This window comes from Tropicimonas sp. IMCC34043, assembly GCF_003390845.1.
GTDB lineage: Bacteria > Pseudomonadota > Alphaproteobacteria > Rhodobacterales > Rhodobacteraceae > Tropicimonas.
On the sequence record NZ_QMEK01000001.1, the window covers coordinates 1,870,395 to 1,891,138 of the forward strand.

The window sequence follows — 20,744 nt, forward strand, 5'->3', positions numbered from 1 at the left end:
CCACATGCAGCCCTATCCCTTCTCTGCCATCGTCGGACAAGCCGAGATGAAGGAGGCTCTGGTTCTGACCGCCATCGACCCGTCCATTGGCGGCGTGCTGGTGTTTGGCGACCGGGGCACCGGCAAATCCACCGCCGTGCGCGCGCTTGCGGCGCTGTTGCCGGCGATCTCGGCCGTTGTTGGATGCCCCTACAACCGCACCGCGGACGACCATCACGGTTGTACCTGCGAGACGGAAACCCCTAAAAAGGAAGAGATGCGCCCGACCCCCGTCGTCGATCTGCCGCTCGGGGCCACCGAGGACCGGCTGGTCGGCGCGCTCGATATCGAACGCGCCCTGACCCGCGGCGAGAAAGCCTTTGAACCCGGGCTTCTGGCACGCGCCAACCGCGGCTATCTCTATATCGACGAGGTCAACCTGCTGGAGGACCATCTGGTCGACTTGCTGCTCGACGTCGCCGCATCGGGTGAAAACATCGTCGAACGCGAGGGGTTGTCGTTCCGGCACCCGGCGAAGTTCGTGATCGTGGGTTCCGGCAACCCGGAAGAGGGAGAATTGCGCCCGCAGCTTCTGGACCGCTTCGGCCTGTCGGTCGAGGTGACCTCGCCGCGCGAGATCTCGGAACGGGTCGAGGTGATCCGGCGCCGCAACGCCTATGAGATGGACACCAGGGCCTTCCTGAAGCGCTGGCGCGCGACCGACACACGCCTTCGCAACACCATTCTCGACGCCCGCAGCCGGCTGGCCGACACCGCCGCAGCAGACGAGGTGCTGGAAGATTGCGCGCGGCTTTGCATCGCGCTCGGCTCGGACGGGTTGCGCGGCGAACTGACCCTGCTGCGCGCCGCGCGCGCGCTTGCCGCCTATGACGGTGCGCCGGCAGTCGGTCGCGAGCATATCATCCGGGTCGCGCCAATGGCCCTGCGTCACCGCCTGCGGCGCGATCCGCTGGACGAGGCCGGATCGACCCTGCGCGTGCGCAGGATCCTCGACGAGGCCTTTGCTGCATGACAAAGACCGGCGTCGACCCATTCGATCTGGCCAACCCCTGGCATCGGGCGGTCGCCGCGCGGGATATTCTGGCCGTCGATTCGCTGGCCCTCGGTGGCCTGCTGCTGCGCGCCCGGCACGGACCGGTGCGCACCCGGTGGCTTGACGGGCTTGGCGACGCGCTGCTGCCCCTGCCCCTGCGCCGGCTGCATCCGCAGACCCCGGACGAGGCGCTTTACGGGGCGATCGACGTCGCCGCGACCCTGCAGGCCGGGCAGACGGTGCGCTGTTCCGGGGTACTGACCGGGCCGCCAACGGCGGTGGTCGTTCCAATGGCCGACACGGCCGAACATGGCTTTGCCGCCCGTCTCAGCCAGTGGCTCGATGCCCGCGGCGGGGTCGCCATCGCGCTTGACGAAGGCAACGACCCGGACGAACGCGCCCCGGCCTCCCTGATGGAACGGCTGGCCTTCCACATCAGCCTCGACAACATCGCGCTGCGCGACATCGGTTTCACCGGCGCCACGCCCGACCAGATCGCGGCAGCCCGCGCGGCGCTCGCCAAGGTTCAGGATCTGGACCGCGTCTGCGAGCAATTCGTCAATATCGCGGCAGCGCTCGGCATCAACAGCCTGCGCCCCCCCGCCATGGCCGGACGCGCGGCAGTGGCCGCCGCCGCACTGGCGGGCCTGCCGGCACCGGAAGAACCCGAAATCGCGCTGGCGACCGCGCTGGTGCTTGCGCCGCGCCTGCAACGGTTGCCCGAGGCACCGCCCGATGCGGACAGCGAGGCGCCGGACGAACCGCCAGCGCCGAAGGAAGACAGCGGAACCAGCGATCCCGGGGCCTTCGATCCCAAGGACGCCCCGGACGAGGTCAGCGTCGAGGCCGCAATGGCGCAGCTTCCACCCGGCCTTCTGGAGGAAATCGCGCGTGCGCTGTCCTCCGGCAAGAAGGGTGGCCGCAGCCGGGTGGTCGCCACCAAGGCCGCCGCCCGCGGGCGCTTTGCCCCTTCCCGTCCCGGACAGATCACCGCCGGGGCGCGGATCGACCTGCTGGCCACGATGCGCCGCGCCGCGCCATGGCAACCGATCCGCCGCCGCACGAGCCCGGACTCGACGGCACCGATCCTGATCCGCCCGGAAGACATCGCCATTTCGCGCCGCCGTGGCCGCGCCGAACGCGTGGCGATCTTTGCCGTCGATGCCTCTGGCTCGACCGCGATGGGCCGGTTGGCCGAATGCAAGGGCGCGATCGAACTTCTGCTGGCCGAGGCCTATCAGCGGCGCGATCATGTGGCGATGATCATCTTTCGCGGTCTGAAGGCCGAGGTCCTGCTGCCCCCGACGCGGTCCCTCGTACAGACCAAGCGGCGGCTGGCTTCGGTCCCGGGCGGCGGCCCGACGCCGCTCGCCTCCGGCCTGGAACAGGCCCTGCTGCTGGCCGAGGCAAGCCGCCACCGCGGCATGGACCCTTCGATTGTCCTGATGACCGACGGACGGGGCAACATTGCGCTCGACGGTTCGGCCGACCGGGAGGCCGCACTGGCCGACCTGCAGGATATCGCCGACGCGGTCCGCCGCCGCGGCGTGCCTGCGATGCTGATCGACATCGCCCGCCTGCCGCGCCCGGCGGCCTCGGCGCTGGCCGAACGACTGGCGGCCAGCTACCTGCCGCTGCCGGTGGTCAATGCAAGATCCTTGTCGGAGGCCGTGCAGAGCCAATGGGATACCACGCATTGATGCCCGACGGGGTTCCGCCAGACTGGCCGCATGTGGAGCTGAGCCGGATCGTTATCAGTCCGCCGCATTGCTGGCATCTGCAGATGACCGGCAGCGGCCCGGATCTGTTGCTGATCCACGGTGCCGGAGGCTCCGCGCATTCCTGGCGCGACCTGATCGCGCCGCTTTCCCGGAGCCACCGTGTGCTGGCAATCGACCTGCCGGGGCAGGGTTTCACCCGCCTCGGCGCCCGCACCCGCTGCGGGCTCAACCCGATGAGCGCCGATATTGCCCGCCTTCTGGACACGCTGAACCTGCACCCCCGGGCCATCGTCGGGCATTCTGCCGGCGCCGCCATCGCCCTGCGCCTTGCCCAGATTCTCGATCCGGCGCCTGCGACCATCATCGGGATCAATGCCGCGCTTGAGAACTTTCCCGGCGTCGCGGGGATGGTGTTTCCGCTTATCGCCAAGGCGCTGGCGCTCAATCCGCTGACCGGGCGGGTGGTTGCGGCCACGATCACCTACCGCGCGACCGAACGGCTGATTTCCGGCACCGGCAGCCATCTGACGCCGGAAGGAATCGAACTTTACCACCGGCTGCTGCGCAACAAGTCCCACGTCGCCGGAACCCTGAGCATGATGGAGCAGTGGTCCCTGGACGATCTGTTGAAAGACCTGCCCGAGATCCGTCAACGGGTCTGCTTCATGACCGGCGCAGAGGATCTGGCCGTGTCGCCACGCACCTCGGAGAAGGCCGCAGAGAGGATGCCGAATGCCGTCTTCCGCAAATTCCCGGATGGCGGCCACCTGCTGCACGAGGAATGGCCGGATCTCGTTTCGGCAGAAATCCTGAAAATTCTCGACCCGACCGACCCGCCTTCGGCATTGCCAGGCGTCTGATCGGGCGCCTGGTCGGCGGGCCGGAAGGACCGCGTTATCGTCGGCAACACCCAGACCCACAGCACGCGCGGCGCAGGAAACGAATTTCTCTTGCGCGACTCACGGACCGCTATCATACAATTTGCCTGCGATCATTACTGCATTTCGACCGACTGTCTCCGTTTCCGGCGCTGTCTCGACTGCCAAGACTGACGCCGACGTTGCCGCAATTCAGCGGGCATCGAACCCAGTACAGGAGACTTGCGGATGGCAACTGGCACCGTGAAATGGTTCAACACTACCAAAGGCTACGGCTTCATTGCGCCCGAAGGCGGCAGCCGTGACGTGTTCGTGCACATCTCGGCCGTGGAACGTTCGGGCCTGACCGGCCTGCAGGACGGCCAAAAGGTTTCGTTCGACATCACCCCGGGCCGCGACGGCCGGGAATCGGCGACCAACCTCGAAACGCTCTGAGGCGCTTCACGGCGGCGGGATGGCCCGGCCACGGGCCTTCCAATTAAACCTGCGGCCCCGATCTGTGACGGAATTTCCGTTCGTTCGCGGCACATCGGTGCACTATTTCGTGTTGACGAACCGCAGAGCGTTGATTCTGGCGGCCAGTTTTGGTTCTTCTTGGAACAAACGACGCATAGGCCGGTTGAAATTAAATGTTGAACAGACGCTCTTTCCTCGCCGCGGCGCTTGCCTCGGCCGCAGCAGCCCCCGCCATCGCCCAAACGACCGCCCCCGCCACCTCGCAGGCGCCTGCGAGCAATCAGGGGTTTCAGCTCGACCCGCGGTTCCAGCCGCAGATCGTCGGCATCAAGGCCAATTTTCTGCCCGGCCAGTTGCTGATCCTGCCGCGCAGCCATTACCTTTATTACGTGGTCGAGCCCGGCAAGGCGATCCGCTACGGGGTCGGCGTCGGCAAGGCGGGGCTGGAGTTCACCGGCACCGCGACCATCGACGTCAAGAAGGAATGGCCGACCTGGCGTCCGACCGACGAGATGATTCAGCGCAACCCCTCCGCCTATTCGAAATTCGCCGGCTCGGATTATGTCATGCCGGGCGGGCCGGGCAATCCCCTGGGCGCGCGCGCGCTCTATCTGTTCCAGGATGGGCATGACACCTATTTCCGGATCCATGGCACGACCGAGCCAGAGTCGATCGGCAAGTCGGTGTCGAACGGCTGCATCCGGATGCTGAACAGCCATGTCATCGATCTGTACAACCGGGTGCCGATCGGGACGGTCGTCACGGTGCTCTGACCGCCGAGACGCGCCGGGCCATTGCATGGCTGGCGGCCCGGATCTGCCGAAGTGTTCCACCTGAAAACAATCGGGGCGCCACAGGGCGCCCCTTGTCGTTTCGCAGGCTCGTGCCACCGGCCGGTGGCGTATTCAGACCTCGACGGTCAGGTCGAGCGTGACCTCGACATTCAGAACTTTCGACACCGGACAGCCGGCCTTGGCGATCTCGGCGATTTCCTCGACCTTGGCGGCGCTGGCGCCGGGCACTTTTGCCGTTGTGGTCAGAAGGCTTTTGGTCATCTCGAACCCGCCGCCGACCATCTCGAGCGTGATCGTGCATTTCGTCGCGACTTCCTCGGGCGTCATCCCGGCCTTGGCGAGTTCGTTCGAGAAGGCCATCGAGAAGCAGCCGGCATGGGCCGCGGCGATCAGTTCTTCCGGGTTGGTTCCCGCCTCGTCGCCGAAGCGGGTGTTGAAGGAAAATCGCAGATCCCGGAAGGCCCCCGAGTCGCTGCTCATACGTCCCTTGCCCTCGCGCAGGTCACCGTTCCAGACGGCGGATGCGTGGCGTTTCATGGCGTTTCCTCTCCCTGTCGGCCTGTCCTGGCCATTTCGTGTTCGCTCGCCGGGGCGTCGTCGCTCGGCGCGCCGGCGGGTTCATCCTAACGCGCCCGACGGCACCGACAAGGGTCGAGATCGCGGCGTCCCTGGCCACGGCAGCCTCATGCAGGCCCGCGAACGGACCTGCGCATATTGGATAGACGGCACCGGAGCCGCAGGTATCCTTGGCCACACCGAAAGACCCGAGACTTTCCTTTTCCCTTTGGTCCGTGCGGGCGGTCCGCCGGTGATTGATCGGCGGGCCGTTTTGCAGATCCGGCATCGCCAGTTCCGGCCACCAATCGACACCACAAGGCGCCGCTGGCCACTTCCAACCACCACCCCAGAGCGTGAACGGCCACCACCGGCCGATCACGGCATCGCTCAGGGGGCCAAAGGCTCTGGATCACGACGGCAGATATTTGGGTTTCGATGCGTGGGATGGATCCGGACCACGAGACCTGGCGCTGCCGCGACGGCGCCGACCACCCCGGCCGTGCAGGAAGTTCAGCAGCCGAGGATCTTGCAGATCTCGTCGCCAAGCGCCGCAATTTCCTTCGCCGCGGCACCCGAGCGCTCCCATTCGGTGACGCCGAAACCCTCGCCCAGAGCCTCGGCAAAGACCACCCGATTGCCAAGGACGGCCTCGGCCACCGGCGCCTGAAGCTCGCGCATCTGGCGGGTCACCTCGGCGCCAAGTCGGGTATGGGCGCGCGCCCGGTTCAGCACCGTCAGCGCCGGCTTGCGGGTACGATCGACAAGTTCCAGCACCGCCTCGGTCGCCCAGAGATCGAGTTGCGAGGCCGCAACCGGCACCACCACAAGATCGGCCTCGCGCAGTGCCGGGCGCAGATCGCCGTCGGCCTTGGGCGGCGTGTCGATGATGACAAATGTCGCCGACTTGCGCAATTTGCCGGCCTCATAGCCGACGCCCCAGGCCGAAGCGGTCGAGAACTCCATCCCGGGCTGGCCTTCGGTCGCGTCATTCCGGGTCATGAACCAGCGCCCGAGCGACCCCTGCGGGTCGGTGTCGAGCACCGCAACGGTATGACCCTGCGACAGCAGATAGACGGCCAGATTGGCCGCAACGGTGGTCTTGCCGGACCCGCCCTTCTGTTGCGCTATGGTGATCGTATATGCCGCCATCTGCCACCCCCCGAACCCTCTGCCCGTTCACAAGGTATCGTGTACGAACCGGCGTATCTCCACAACAATAAGTGACGTGGCCGCTGTGGTTTCGCCCGCCTCAGGCGCCCGGCCGCGCACACGGACGGTCCGGACCCGGCCCGTTGCCACCTGTACCTCGCCATCGCAGCGGATGAGGAACGCCGGAACCGTCCGGGCGCTCCGACGTCCCGGGTTCGCCCCTGTTGTAGTCGTGTAACAAGACCGCACAAGCCTTGGGCAGGCTGTTGCGGCCGGTAGCGATTCGATTCGGTTGCCGCTACGCATGGGAGCAATGCGAATTATGGCTCATCCCTTGTTGCGCGCTGGCGTGACCGCTCTGTTTGCTGCAGCCACGTTTCCGGCAGCGGCGCTCGACAGCATTGTCGTCCTGGCCCCCGGAGCCGACGCGGGACTGACCCGCTCGCTCGAGGGCGCCTCGCTGCTGAAGCGCGCCAAGCAGGAGGAGCGGACAGACCCGGCTGAACTGCTGGCCACTGCGCGCGCCGAATACCGGCGGATGATCTCGGTGCTTTATGGCGCGGGCTATTACAGCGGCACGATCAGCGTGCGGATCGACGGGCGCGAGGCGGCGGATATTCCGCCGCTGAACCCGCCTGCCAGAATCCGGCAGATCGAGGTCATCGTGACCCCCGGACCCCAGTTCACCTTTTCGCAGGCGACGGTGAAGCCGCTGGCGCCCGGAACCGAACTGCCCGACGGCTATGCCGTGGGCCAGATTGCCCGCTCGGGTGCGATCGGCCAGGCAGCGAAGTCCGCCGCCAGCGCCTGGCGCGACGTGGGTCACGCCAAGGTCGATCTGGTAAACGAGGACATCGCGGCCAATCACGCCACCAACAAACTCGCCTCGAACCTGACGCTTGACCCGGGGCCAAGGCTGCGGTTCGGGCCGCTGGTGGTGCAAGGCAACAAAAGGGTGCGGACAGACCGGATCAAGGCGATTGCCGGACTGCCGACCGGCGAGGTCTATAACCCGCAGGACGTGACGGACGCAGCCGAGCGGCTGCGCCGGTCGGGCGCCTTCCGCTCGGTCGCCTTGCGCGAGGCCGACACCATCGGCCCGGGCGACGAGCTTGCCATCAACGCCGATCTGGTCGAGGAGCGGCGGCGCAGGCTCGGGTTCGGTGTCGAGTTCACCAGCCAGGAGGGGACCAGTTTCAACGCCTACTGGATGCACCGCAACCTGCTTGGCGGCGCCGAGAACCTGCGGTTCGACCTGACGATCGATAACATCGGCACGACCGAGCCCGACAATGGCACCGATTACTACCTGACCGGGGTGTTCACCCGTCCGGCAACGTTTACCCCCGACACCGACCTCTTTTTCAACGCCGGGATCTCCCATCAGCACGATCCGGGCTATACCTCGGACTCGATCCAGTTCGGCACCGGGCTGAACTGGCGGATCTCCAAGCGCCTGACCGCCTCGGGCGGCATCGGCTTTCGCGCGAGCGACGTCGATGACGCCTTCGGCAGCCGCACGTACAAGTTGATCAACTTCCCGCTCAACCTGACCTGGGACACACGCGACAACGAATTCGATCCGACCAAAGGGGTTTATCTCTCGACGGGTCTCATCCCCTTTGTCGGCATCTCCGACATGCCGAACGGCGCGCAGACGCTCATCGATGCCCGCAGCTATCTCGGGTTTGGCGAAAGGCGGAACACGGTGCTGGCAGGGCGGGTCCAACTGGGCAGCCTCTACGGCCCGTCGATCCCCGAAGCGCCCGAGGATTACCTGTTCTTCGCCGGCGGCGGCGGGTCTGTCCGCGGCCAGCCCTACCAATCGCTCGGGGCGGGCACATTCAACGGCCAGATCTTTGGCGGGCGGTCCTATGTGGCGCTGTCGGGCGAGGTTCGCAGCTATGTGCGCGGCAACATCGGCCTCGTCGGGTTCTATGACATGGGATATGTCGGCGCCGAAGAATTCTATAACGGCTCGGGCAATTGGATGAGCGGCGCCGGGATTGGCGTTCGCTACAAGACAGGCTTCGGCCCGATCCGGGCCGACATCGCCACGCCGGTTTCCGGTGGACCGTCGGACGCCGACTCGGTGCAGCTATATATCGGTATCGGACAGGCGTTCTGATGATCCCTGCACGCACCCTTTCCCGACCCCTCGCCCGTACCGCCCTTGTTCTGGTGATCGTGCTGCCCATCGCCTCGGCCCAGGCCCAGAACGACGATGGCAGCTTTCTGCAACGGTTCCTGCAGAGCCGGCTGTCGAGTGCCGGTCGCGAGGTCCGGATCAGCGGCTTCCAGGGGCTGCTCGCTGGCAAGGCACAACTGGCCGAGATGACCATCGCCGACGACGAGGGCGTCTGGCTGACGCTGCGCAACGCGACGCTCGACTGGAACCGGGCGGCATTGCTGCGCGGGCGGCTGACGGTCAATGAACTGACAGCGGGCGAGTTGATCGTGGTGCGCCGACCGGTTCCCGCGCCGACCGATACGACCGAGGTCAAACCGCCCAAGGCCGAGGCCTCGGGCTTTTCGTTGCCGGAACTGCCGGTGGCCGTCCGGATCGACAAGCTCGGGATCGCCCGGGTGGAACTCGGCGAGGCGGTGATCGGTCAGGCGGCGGCGCTGACCCTCGATGGAACGCTGGCGCTTGCCGGCGGCGACGGCAATGTCGACATCCGCGCGGCACGAGTCGACGGGCGCGACGATCACCTGACGCTTCAGGGCAGTTTTTCAAACGATACCCGGGTGCTGGCGATGAACGTCGCGCTGCAGGAAGCGCCGGGCGGGCTTGCCTCGATTGCGCTGAAACTGCCGGGCGCACCCTCGATCGACCTGTCGCTGACGGGTCAGGGACCGCTTGACAATTTCGCAGCCGACCTGGGGCTTGCCACCGATGGGCAGGACCGGGTCACGGGTCAGGTCGCGCTGATCGGCGACGGCAGCGGTGGCACCGACTTTACCGCCGATCTCGGCGGCGATGTCACGCCGCTGATCCCGGCCGACCTGCACGAATTCTTCGGAACCGACGTGCAGTTTGCCACCCGCGGCAATCTTGGCGGCGACGGAGCCTTGGTTCTGCAGGAAGTTTCGATGCGCTCGCAAAGCCTCGATCTGCACGGATCCGCGCAGATCGACGCCGACGGCTTGCCGACCGCCTTCAACCTGCAGGGCAATATTTCCGACAGAGATGGCGGCGGGGTGCTGCTGCCAATCTCGGGGACGCCGACGACCATCGATCAGGCGCAGATCGAGGCCGATTTCAACGCCGCCGAAGATGACCGCTGGGACATGTCGATGCTGGTCGATGGCGTCGACCGCGAAGGAACCCGGATCGATCTGGCCTCGCTGACGGGCTTCGGGACCATCCGGCCCAGCGATCCGCGCTCGGTCACAGCGGAAATCTCGTATCTGATCGACGGCATCACGCTGGCCGAGCCCGCGCTGGCGCAGGCGGTTGGAACCTCGATCAAGGGCGCTCTGACCGGCGAATGGGCCGATGGCAAGCCGCTGACGCTGAGCGCGTTCCGGCTCGACGGGGCCGATTACGGGCTGACCGCCTCGGGCGACTTGGGCTTCGCCAACCGCAGTGTGCAGATCGCGGGGCAGACCGCGGTCAGGGCCGACGAGCTGTCGCGGTTCTCGGGCCTTGCAGGGCGCCCGCTGACGGGGGCCGTGACCGCCAATCTGTCGGGCAACGGCGATCCGCTGGGCGGGCTGTTCGATCTGACCCTCGATCTGCAAGGCCAGGGTCTGTCGATCGGACAGGAAGCGGTCGACAATCTGCTGACCGAACCCGTGACGCTGTCGATGGCGGCGCGGCGCGACACCGAAGGCACCGAACTCGACCGCTTTGAATTGCGCAGCCGGGCCGTGACGGCCGATGCCTCGGGCAAGGTCGGCGGCGGCGCCTCGGACATGACATTCAAGGTGGCGTTGAGCGACGTCGGGCTGGTTCTGCCCGGCCGCGAAGGCGCGCTGGCACTCGCGGGAACCGGGCGCGAGTCCGCGCCGGGCGACTGGCAGGTCGGGCTCGACCTCGAAGGGCCCTATGAGTTGACCGGGCGCGTCGACGGAAGGGTAAATCCGGGCAAGAGCGATATCACGCTCGACCTCTCGCTGCCCGACATCGCGCCGCTGGTGCCGGGCCACAGCGGACCCGTGAAGATCGCCGGCACCGCAGCCGAGGCCGGCGCGGCCGGTCGCTGGCAGGTCGATCTGAACGCCGATGGCCCCTATGACCTGACCGCCGCGATCGACGGGATCGCCTCCACCAACGGCAACAGCGATCTGGCGCTGAAACTTCGGCTTCCCGATGTGGCGCCGCTGGCACCGGGCTTCACCGGCGCGGTCGACCTCGATGCCACCGCGGCGCAAACCGCGACCGGCGGATGGGAGTTCCGCGCCGATGGCAGCGGGCCCTACCAGGCCGCGCTGGCGCTCGACGGCAATGTCGGCGACGGGCCGAGTGCTGTCCATCTGACGGCTGGCCTGCCCGATCTGGCACCGCTCGTGCCGGGCTTCGGTGGCCCGGTGCAAGCGGAGGGCACGGCAAACGACAATGGCGACGGCCGCTGGAACATAGATTTCGGCGTGACCGGACCACAGCAGAGTCGCGCCAAGGTCGATGGCGTTGTTGGAGGCGGGACCAGCGCGCTTGCGCTCGATGTCGCCCTCGCCGACCTTTCGGTCTTCGTGCCGCAGCTTCCGGGGCCGCTGACGGCACGCGGCACCGCGGCCGAAAACGGCGACGGCCGCTGGAAGGTCGATCTGACCGCCGACGGCCCGTTCCGCAGCAGCGCCAGCGCGCGCGGTCTGGTGGGCGCCGCGGGCAGCGATCTGACCGCGGCACTGGCGGTGCCCGATGTCTCGCCGCTTGCCCCCAGTCTGCGCGGTGCGGTGAATGCCAACATGACCGCGGCGCAGACCGACGCCGGCGCCTGGCAGATCGGGGTCGATGCCACCGGCCCCTATCGCAGCACCCTGCGCGCCAATGGCCAGGTCGGCGGCGGTCCGATCCGGGTGACATTCGACGCCGGACTGCCCGATGTCGGCCCGCTCGCCCCCAGCATCTCGGGTCCGGTCACGATGAACGGCTCGGCCGACCAGACGACCAACGGCGCCTGGGCCGTCAATTTCGACGCAGGCGGCCCCTATCGCAGCACCGCCCGCGTGAACGGCACATTCGGCGCGGCCGGAAGCTCGGCCGATATCACGGTATCCATCCCCACGATCTCGCCCTTCGCCCCGGGCATTGCCGGCGGACTGGATGCGCGCGGCAACGTCTCGCAGGATACCAGCGGCATCAGGGTCAACCTGACAAGCACGGGACCGCAGGGCGCATCGACTGCCATCGCGGGCACCCTCGCCCCCGATTTCTCGACCATGGCGATGACGGCGCGCGGGTCGGCGCCGCTGGGGCTGGCCAACGGGTTCATTGACCCGACCGCGATAGACGGCACGGTGCAGTTCGATCTGGCCGTGAACGGCGCGCCGGCACTGCAGTCGGTGTCGGGAACAATCGGCGTCAACGGGGCGCGGGTGACCATACCCACGGCCGAGATGAGCTTTACCGACATCGGCTTCAACGCGCGGATTGCCAATTCGGCGGTGCAGATCGACGCCAGTGCGCGCAACCCCGAGGGCGGCTCTGTCTCGGCACGTGGGTCGGTTGGGCTGACCGGCGCGATGATCGCGGACCTTCAGGCCAACCTGAACAATCTGGTCCTATCGGACCCCAATCTTTTCAAGACGTCGCTTGGCGGACGGGTGACGATGGCTGGGCCAATCCTTGGCAATGCCTCGATCAGCGGCCGGATCGACGTCGGCCGGACCGAGATCCGGGTGCCCGATGGCGGGCTCGGATTTGGCGGCTCGATCCCCGAGATTTCCCACCTGAACGAACCGGCGGCGGTGTTCCAGACCCGCAAGCGCGCCGGGCTGGTCGTGGTCGAGGATACCGGCAACGGCCGCAACCGTTCCGGCAGTGGCACGGTCTACAACCTCGACGTGCGGATCAACGTGCCCGATCAGGTCTTCATCCGCGGTCGCGGGCTCGACACCGAAATGGGCGGCAGCGTCCGGATCACCGGCACCACCGCAAATGTGCTTCCTGTGGGCGAAATCAGTGTGATCCGCGGCCGGCTCGACATTCTCGGGCGGCGGCTGACAGTGGATCAGGGCACGATTTCGCTCGCCGGAGGGCTGCAGCCCTATATCGACCTGAGCGCGACGTCCAAGCGGGATGATTTCGAGTTCACGGTGCGGATCTACGGGCCGGTGGACGACCCCCAGTTTGAGCTCTCCTCGACGCCAAGCCTGCCCGAGGACGAGGTTCTGGCGCGGTTCCTGTTCGGCAAGGGGATCGACGATCTGTCGCCCTTGCAGGCGGTGCAACTGGCAAACGCGCTGGCACAGCTGACCGGGCGCGGCGGGATCGACCTGTTCGGCGGGCTGCGCGAGGGCCTCGGGCTCGACGATCTCGACCTGCAGACCACGGAAAACGGCGACACCGAACTGCGCGCCGGCATGTACCTGAGCGACAACGTCTATACCGAGTTCGTCGCAGACAGTCAGGGCGAGACCGAGATCGACGTGAACATCGACATCAGCCACAACCTGACGCTCCGCGGCAGGGCAGCGTCGGACGGCGACAGCGCGATCGGACTTTTCTGGGAGCGGGATTACTAGGAGGCTCTGGCCCCGCGCCCGGCGCGCCGCCAGATCACTCCGCCCGATCCTTGATCGGTCCCGCCGGCGTCAGGTCAGCTTCCGCGATAGGTGGCGTAGCCATAGGGCGAGAGCAGCAGCGGCACGTGATAGTGATCGGCCGCAGCCATACCGAACCGCAGTGGCACCTGATCGAGAAACAGCGGCTCTGCGCCCGCCTGACCGGTCCGTCGCAGATAATCGCCGGTGGAAAACACCAGTTCGTAGGTGCCGGGTTCGAACCTGTCCTCGGGCAGGATCGGTTGATCGGTCCGCCCGTCGGCATTGGTCACCGCCTCGGCAATCTTGCGATGCGAATTGCCGGTGACGCGGTAAAGCGCGATGGAAATACCCTCGGCCGGGCAGCCCCTTGCCGTGTCCAGAACATGGGTTGTCAGATATCCCGCCATGAAACGCTCCGTCTTGCCTATCCCGCATCAAGGCCCGAAACTGCCCCGACCGCAAGCCTCAGCCGACAGGAGCAGACATGGATCGCTACCCGCGCGACATGCATGGACATGGCCCGAACCCGCCCTCCGCCAACTGGCCCGGTGACGCAAAGATCGCCGTCCAGTTCGTTCTGAACTACGAGGAAGGCGGCGAGAATTCGATCCTGCACGGCGACGCCGCTTCCGAGGCCTTCCTGTCCGATATCGCCGGCGCCGCCCAATGGCCGGGCCAGCGCCACTGGAACATGGAATCGATCTATGACTACGGGGCGCGCGCCGGATTCTGGCGCCTGCACCGGCTGTTCACCGGCGCCGCCATCCCGGTCACGATCTATGGCGTCGCGACCGCCCTCGCCCGCAGCCCGGGCCAGGTCCGCGCGATGCAGGACGCCGGGTGGGAGATCGCCAGCCACGGGCTGAAATGGGTCGAACACAAGGACATGCCCGAGGACGAGGAACGCGCGGCAATCGCCGAGGCGATCCGGCTGCACACCGAGGTCACGGGCGCCCCGCCACGCGGCTGGTACACCGGGCGCTGCAGCGCCAATACCGTGCGGCTGGTCGCCGAAACCGGCCAGTTCGACTATGTCTCGGACACCTATGACGACGACCTGCCCTATTGGCTCGAACTCGAAGGGCGCGACCAGCTGATCATCCCCTACACGCTCGAGGCCAACGACATGCGCTTTGCCACGGCGCCGGGATATATCACCGGGGTGCAGTTCTTCGAATACCTGCGCGACGCCTTCGACGTGCTCTATGCCGAGGGCGCGGCTGGCTCGCCCAAGATGATGAGCATCGGGCTGCATTGCCGGCTGATCGGCCGGCCCGGCAAGATCGCGGGGCTGCAACGCTTCATCGACCATATCAGGGGCAAGGAAGGCGTCTGGTGCCCGCGCCGAATCGACATTGCCGAACACTGGGCCAAGACCCACCCCCACAGCCGGCACGAACGGCCAAGCCGGATGGACCGCGCGACGTTCGTCGCCCGCTATGGCGGGATCTTCGAGCATTCGGACTGGATCGCGCAGCGCGCCTTCGAGCTGGAGCTCGGCCCGGCACATGACACGGCCGTGGGCCTGCATTCCGCACTCGCCCGGATGTTTCGCAGCGCCAGTGCCGAGAAACGTCTGGGTGTGCTGACAGCCCACCCCGACCTTGCCGGCAAGCTTGCCGCAGCAAAGCGGCTGACGCCCGACAGCACCGCCGAACAGGCGGGCGCGGGGCTCGATGCGCTGACCGATGCCGAACGCAAGCAGTTCAGCGACCTCAATGCCGCCTATGTCGCAAAGAACGGCTTCCCCTTCATCATCGCGGTACGCGACCACGACAAGGCCAGCATTCTTGCAGCCTTCCTGCGGCGGCTGGAGAACGACCGCGATACCGAATTCGCCGAGGCCTGCCGTCAGGTCGAACGGATCGCCGAATTGCGGCTGCAGGCGTTGCTGCCATGAATGCGCCTGAGCGCGAGCTGATCCCGGCGCCCCTGACGGCCGCATCCTTTGCACCCTACGGCGATGTGCTCGAGGCCAGCGGCGTACCCGACCGCCTGATCAACGCAGGCTTTTGCGGCAGGTTTCACGACCGCGCCCGGCTGGAGTTCAGCGGCGGTCAGGCCGGGATCAGCCTGTTTCAGGCCGTGCCGCGGACGCTGCCGCATAGCTTCGATCTGGTCGAACGCCATCCCGACGGCAGCCAGGCCTTCATACCGATGTCGATGGACCCTTTTCTGGTGATCGTCGCGCCCGATCGGGGCGACCGGCCGGGCGATCCGCTGGCTTTTGTCACCGCCCCCGGGCAGGGGCTGAATTTTCATCGCGGCACCTGGCACGGGGTGCTGACCCCGCTGTATCCCCCGGGGCTCTTTGCCGTGGTCGACCGAATCGGTCCGGGCGCCAACCTGCAGGAATTCGTCTATCCGGCGGAATGGCGCGTCTTGCCGCCGCCGGACTGGCCTGCCGCGTGACCCCACACCCGGGACACTGCCGCGACGGGCGCCGCGGCAGATCACAGACTCTCAGCGCCCGGATTTTCCGAACAGCCGCCCCAGCCAGCCTTTGCGCGCCGTGCTTGCAAACATGACCGGTGGCAAACCTCGGCGTTGTCCGATCAACAGATGATATCCAACGGTGGGGTGCATGCTATTCCTCCTGAAAAAATTTGAACGATGCCCGAGAATACATCTGTACGCTCAGAAATGATACTTAAAATATAACTTTCGTTCCATAATGATCGTTCGTTGCGTTTGAAATGATACAGCTGAACAGACCCGATCTCGTCACGGCGGCATCGGCCGTGCGGCCACCGATCTGACCGAACTGCGCAGCGGCTCGCGCCGGACGCCCATAATTTGCGGCGACGGGCCCAACATATTTGCCGTTTCGCCCGAATTTTACCCGACCTGCGCCGCCGGCGACTTGGCACAAAGGATTACGGAATCCTGTGGCGAATTCTGTGCTATATACGGTCACGCCGCGGGGAGAGGTCGCACCGAACCCCGGACCGGGAGGACGGCACGGCAAGGTGGGAAAACCGACACCGCGACGGGGGTCAGCGATGGAGCGCCAAATCGACAGGGATGCGGCCGGAGGCGCCGTGTGAGCGACGCGCCGAGGTTTCGTTTGCAATTGATGGGCACGCTCGGGCTGATCGCACCGTCCGGGCGCGACGTCACGCCGAAAATGGCAAAAACCCGCGGAATTCTGGCCTATCTGGCGCTGTCAGAGGAAAAACCGATCTCGCGTGCGACGCTGCAGGATCTGTTCTGGAGCGACCGGATGCCGAGGCAAGGCCGCGACAGCCTGAAGAAGGCGCTCAGCGAGTTGCGGCGCTGCTTCGACGAGGCCGCGGCCCCGCCGCTGGAAAGCACCGGCGGCCCGGTGGTCCTGCGCCAGGGCGAGCTTGAGATCGACCTGTTCGATGGCAGCTGGCAAGCCGCCGCCGCGGCGCTGCACCGGCCATTGTTCCTCGATGGGCTCAACATCGTCGATCCCGCTTTCGTCTGCTGGCGTGACGAGGTGCGCCAACGGCTCGATGCGCAGCGCAAGACGACCATGCCGCCCGTCGTCGCCGGACCCTTGCCGCCGGCGACCCAGCCGCCTGCCCGCGAACTCGCTCCCACTGAACTTCCCGCATCCGGGCCGCCCGAACAGCGGCGACGGGCGCCATTTTCGGTCGGGGTGCTGCCGCCGGCGTGCCTTGCCAACGACCTCGCGGCAGTCCACTTCTCGAATGCGATGCTCGATGCCCTGCAGCGGGCGCTGATCCACAGCGGCATGTTCGAGGTACAGGATTTCCGCCCGATCCCGCTGAACGGCGCGCTTGGAAACCGCTCGGCCGACTTGCTGCTGACGTGCCGGGGAACCACGGATGGCGACGTGGTGTCGATCTCGATGCAGCTCGGCAGCCTGGCCGGAAACCACGTGGTCTGGACCCGTGAGGTCAGCCTTGCCGCGCGGTTGACCAACGGAGCCGAACTGGCCATGCACGCCAGCGCAGCGGTGGACCAGATCAGCGAGAAAGTGGGGCGGTTCGACGGGCTGTCACGGCCCGAACATGTCGCCGCGCGCAATGTGCTGACCGCGATCGATCACATCTATCGGTTGACCGAGTCGGATCTGGAGGCCGCCGACGCCGCCCTTGGCGAGGCGATCAGCCATGTCCAGACCTCGCCCTTCTATGCCTGGCGGGCCTTTCTGGCGGCCTTCCAGGTCGAGAAATTCGGCCGCACCGGCTCGGGCGAGATCCTCGACCGGGCGGAGTTCTATTCCGAGCGTGCGCTGGAGCTTGACCGCCACAATCCGCTGGCGCTGGCGCTGGTCGCACATGTTCAAAGCTTTGTTTTCCGCGACACCGACCGCGCGCAGGAACTGGTATCATCGGTGCGCGACCTCGCCTCGCAGAACGTGATGCTGGCCGACACGTTTTCGATGCTGCATTTCTATACCGGCGACTACGATAGCGCCCGCCGCCACGCCGAAACCGCCTGCCGGCTCGCGCGCAGCAACCCGTTTCGCTATACCTTCACAACCTCGCTGGCGATGTCGCAGCTTATGCTCGGAAATCATCGCGACGCTGCAACAAGCGCGCGTCAGGCGCTGGCCCAGCATCCGGTGCGCAACGGATTCAAATATGAGCCGACCCTGCGGACGCTGGCCGCCGCCTGCAGCTGGTCGGGCGATCTTGACGCGGGGCGCGCGGCGCTACTGCAACTCGACGGGCAGAGTGGGCGTCGCACCCTCGACCGGCTTGCCAATGCCGAGGACGCCCCCTTCCCCAATTCCGAAGTTCTGGGACTGGTACGACGCGGACTGGAGGTACTGAATGGATAGGGCGATCACATTGCCGGAATACCGGATCACGCGATACGGCGAGATCTTTCTGGGCCAAACGCTGTCCGATCTGGGCGGGATCGCTGCGGCAGCGCTGCGCCGGGATCTGGGGGAATCGGGCGACACCGGCCTGACCGAGGCTCAGATCGACGCGACGACGAAGGCTGCCGAACAGGCATTCGCGGCGGCGGCCGAGGCGACCGGGATCGCCGCAGGGATGCGCAACGCCTCGATCCGGGCCAGCGTCGGGGGCGCCGGCGCCTTCTCGAAATCGAAATCCAAGTCGAAATCCAAGTCGAAGTCGAAATCGAAGAGCAAGTCGATCGTCCGCCCGCTTGGCAGCAGCGACGCGACCGTGGTGTCGAATGCGGTCTGGGCCGAGCTGCGCGAACTGACCCTGATCCGGTTCCCCTTTGCCCGCCGCACAGCCCTGCCATGGGAGAACCTGCCGGTCCCTGCCCCGCCCGGCCCCGATCACACCGAAGCCGAGCTGAGCGATCTGCTGGCCAAGGAGATCGAGTTGCACGGCAACGCGCCGCGCCGGGCCGAGATCCTCGATCAGGTCTCCTCGGCCGAGATTACCGAGGTGCTGCGACCACTGGCGATCTCGGACCCCAGCGAGGCGCCCGCGACCGTGGCGCTGATCGAGACCGTGCTCGATGTCGTCGAGCGTGTCGGCTATGTCTACAAGTCCAAGTTCAACCGCGCCCGGCCGAACCAGGTGGCCCATCACCTGCGCCCCTTCCTCGACAACCCCGCGCACCAGTCCTATCCCTCGAACCACAGCTTTCAGATGTTCTCGGTGGCCGAGGTGCTGACCCGGCTGATGCCCGAGAACCCCGCCACCAGCGAGCTGTTCTTCGTCGCCCAGCGGGTCGCCGAGAACCGCGAATATGCCGGCATCCACTATGCCTCGGACAGCTTTGCCGGGCGGGAACTGGCCCGGATGTTCGCCCCCTATCTTGTCATCGCCTGTCGCCACACGATGCGCGACGCCCTGCAGGAGTGGAATTGAGCCATGTCCGATCCGCAAACCCCCGGCGCCGAAAAGGACCTGTTCTACCTCTGGCATCTGCAGCACATCGGCCTGATTGACCGCGACGGCCCGCATTGGCGCGCGCCGCTGTGGTACGAGGCCCGAAACAAGGCCGCGGTGACCGTGGCCATCATCGACACCGGCATCGACACCGGCCACCCGAACCTCTGCGGCGCGCTCGACGGCGTGCGGCAGATCGATTTCGGCCCCCGGGCAACCGGCGTCGTCTATGACCCGCCCCGTGCCGCGGTCGAGGCATTGGGACGCGCCCTGCGCGACGACACGGCGACGCCCGCGCAGCTTCAGGCGCTTTTGCTGAGCGCGCTCGACGACGGCAAGCTCTGGGCCGGGTCCGTTGGCCCCGACATCGAGGATTTGCGGGCGTTGATCGAGACCGCGCTTGCCCCCGGCAGCGACGTGGCGACGATCCGCGCCGTGGTGGCCGAAGTGCTCTCCCTTGTCGGGCCGGTCGCGCCCGCGCCCGAGGTCCTGCCGCCTTTCGACAAGGCTGCAGCGCTTGCCATGGTTGCGACGCTGGGGCTGGCGTCAGCCGATCTCGATGCAACACGGGCGCTGGTCGAAGGCATGGCCGATGCGGGGCTCGAACGGTTGCGGATCGAAGATCCCTCGCGCTATTTCGGCGCCCACGGGACCGCCTGCGCCGGCCTGATCGCCGGCCGGCCCGTCGACCCCGACGCCACGGCGCAAGACTTCCACGCCGCGATCCCGTACTATGGCGCCAATCCCTATGCCCGCATCCTGCCGATCGCGACCCCCTACAGCCACGAGATCCTGCCGACCCTCAACGCCCTGATCCATGCCTTTGTCGCGGGCGCCGAGGTCATCCTGATCCCGCGCGGCCTGCCCGACCATGCCGAGCGTGCACGGATCCCCGCCAGCCCGCTGCGCACGACCCGGATCGAGTCCGATGGCGACGAGACGCTGGTCGAGGCGGATCAGGCACGGCGCAGCACCCTGATCGCCCACGCCGATCTGTTCGAGGCGGTGCTGAAGGCGATCTCGAAACAGCGCTATGTGGTGCTGTCCGCCGGCAACGACGCCCGCGCCAGCACCGTTTCCTATCCTGCCGCGGCGGTGCTGCGCGAACCCGGGCACGACCGCTCGGGCGGCGCAGTGGTGGTGGGCGCGGTCAACCGCAATGGCGCCCCCTCGGCCTATACCAATGGCCGGGCGCTGGCGTCAGAGCTGCTGTTCATGGTGTCTGACGATAGCACGGCCTTCGATCTGGAACGGTTCAGCCGCGATCCGGGAAGTCGGGCCGCGGGCGATTTCGACCCCGCTCCGCATTTGCCCGCCGGCACCGAAAGCAGCTTTTCGCCCTGGGCGCCGCTGACGCTCGATGTGCGCGGCAGCTTCGGCTATGCCGCCTCGATGGAGGCCGATCCACCGGAAGAGGACGATGGCATCGACAGGGCCTCGATCTATACCCTGTTCAGCGGCACCTCGGCCGCCTCGTCGCTGGCCGCGGGCGTGATCGCGTTGCTGGTTCAGGCGGGTCGGCTGGCCAAGACGCCACCCGCGACGCTGGAGGCGGTAAAGCGGGCGATGAAGGAGGCAGGGCTCGACTGGCCGGGCAGCGGGTTCGATCCGGGCTGAGGTAGGCAGTCGCC

The 20,744-nt window shown here is 66.8% G+C and carries 15 protein-coding genes; 12 read left to right on the top strand and 3 right to left on the bottom strand.

The window, feature by feature from the left end; genetic code table 11:
• Positions 1-4: 4 nt before the first annotated feature.
• From bchI to DQG17_RS08835, 5 genes are all read left to right on the top strand, one after another.
• A complete protein-coding gene (bchI, locus tag DQG17_RS08815; RefSeq protein WP_116132322.1) occupies positions 5-1,012 on the top strand; it encodes a magnesium chelatase ATPase subunit I in 1,008 nt (335 codons plus the stop codon).
• Complete coding sequence (locus tag DQG17_RS08820; protein ID WP_116132323.1) at positions 1,009-2,733, top strand: magnesium chelatase subunit D; 1,725 nt, start codon at positions 1,009-1,011, stop codon at positions 2,731-2,733. Before bchI ends, DQG17_RS08820 begins: the two co-directional genes overlap by 4 nt.
• The gene (bchO, locus tag DQG17_RS08825) at positions 2,733-3,614 is read left to right on the top strand and encodes an alpha/beta fold hydrolase BchO (RefSeq protein ID WP_116132324.1); all 882 of its coding nucleotides are present in this window, start codon (positions 2,733-2,735) and stop codon (positions 3,612-3,614) included. The genes DQG17_RS08820 and bchO overlap by 1 nt, the downstream gene beginning before the upstream one ends.
• A 246-nt stretch (positions 3,615-3,860) precedes the next feature.
• Positions 3,861-4,067: a cold-shock protein gene (locus DQG17_RS08830; RefSeq protein WP_116132325.1), complete on the top strand. Its 207-nt coding sequence runs from the start codon at positions 3,861-3,863 to the stop codon at positions 4,065-4,067.
• Positions 4,068-4,261: 194 nt separating this feature from the next.
• Complete coding sequence (locus DQG17_RS08835) at positions 4,262-4,861, top strand: L,D-transpeptidase (protein WP_116132326.1); 600 nt, start codon at positions 4,262-4,264, stop codon at positions 4,859-4,861.
• A 132-nt stretch (positions 4,862-4,993) separates the two neighbouring features.
• Here the strand turns inward: DQG17_RS08835 and DQG17_RS08840 are convergent, their stop codons facing one another.
• Both DQG17_RS08840 and parA read right to left on the bottom strand, forming a co-directional pair.
• Positions 4,994-5,419, bottom strand: a complete 426-nt coding sequence (locus DQG17_RS08840; protein ID WP_116132327.1) for an OsmC family protein — start codon at positions 5,417-5,419, stop codon at positions 4,994-4,996.
• Positions 5,420-5,950: 531 nt separating this feature from the next.
• Positions 5,951-6,589, bottom strand: a complete 639-nt coding sequence (gene parA / locus DQG17_RS08845; protein WP_116132328.1) for a ParA family partition ATPase — start codon at positions 6,587-6,589, stop codon at positions 5,951-5,953.
• A gap of 322 nt (positions 6,590-6,911) precedes the next feature.
• Between parA and DQG17_RS08850 the strand changes: the two genes are divergently transcribed.
• Positions 6,912-8,717, top strand: a complete 1,806-nt coding sequence (locus tag DQG17_RS08850; protein ID WP_116132329.1) for an autotransporter assembly complex family protein — start codon at positions 6,912-6,914, stop codon at positions 8,715-8,717.
• Entirely contained in the window at positions 8,717-13,279 is a 4,563-nt protein-coding gene (locus tag DQG17_RS08855; protein ID WP_116132330.1) for a translocation/assembly module TamB domain-containing protein, read from the top strand. The genes DQG17_RS08850 and DQG17_RS08855 overlap by 1 nt, the downstream gene beginning before the upstream one ends.
• 74 nt (positions 13,280-13,353) lie before the next feature.
• Here the strand turns inward: DQG17_RS08855 and uraH are convergent, their stop codons facing one another.
• A complete protein-coding gene (gene uraH, locus DQG17_RS08860) occupies positions 13,354-13,707 on the bottom strand; it encodes a hydroxyisourate hydrolase (protein ID WP_116132331.1) in 354 nt (117 codons plus the stop codon).
• Positions 13,708-13,784: 77 nt separating this feature from the next.
• On the opposite strand from uraH, the gene puuE reads away from it, so the two are divergent.
• From puuE to DQG17_RS08885, 5 genes are all read left to right on the top strand, one after another.
• Entirely contained in the window at positions 13,785-15,200 is a 1,416-nt protein-coding gene (puuE, locus tag DQG17_RS08865) for an allantoinase PuuE (protein WP_116132332.1), read from the top strand.
• Complete coding sequence (locus tag DQG17_RS08870; RefSeq protein WP_116132333.1) at positions 15,197-15,712, top strand: ureidoglycolate lyase; 516 nt, start codon at positions 15,197-15,199, stop codon at positions 15,710-15,712. The genes puuE and DQG17_RS08870 overlap by 4 nt, the downstream gene beginning before the upstream one ends.
• A 631-nt stretch (positions 15,713-16,343) precedes the next feature.
• Entirely contained in the window at positions 16,344-18,077 is a 1,734-nt protein-coding gene (locus DQG17_RS08875; RefSeq protein ID WP_157973556.1) for a hypothetical protein, read from the top strand.
• Positions 18,070-19,092 carry a phosphatase PAP2 family protein gene (locus DQG17_RS08880; protein ID WP_116132335.1) on the top strand — a complete coding sequence of 341 codons (1,023 nt, stop codon included), beginning with the start codon at positions 18,070-18,072 and terminating at the stop codon, positions 19,090-19,092. Before DQG17_RS08875 ends, DQG17_RS08880 begins: the two co-directional genes overlap by 8 nt.
• Positions 19,093-19,095: 3 nt before the next feature.
• The gene (locus tag DQG17_RS08885; RefSeq protein ID WP_116132336.1) at positions 19,096-20,730 is read left to right on the top strand and encodes a S8 family serine peptidase; all 1,635 of its coding nucleotides are present in this window, start codon (positions 19,096-19,098) and stop codon (positions 20,728-20,730) included.
• The last annotated feature ends 14 nt before the right edge of the window (positions 20,731-20,744 follow it).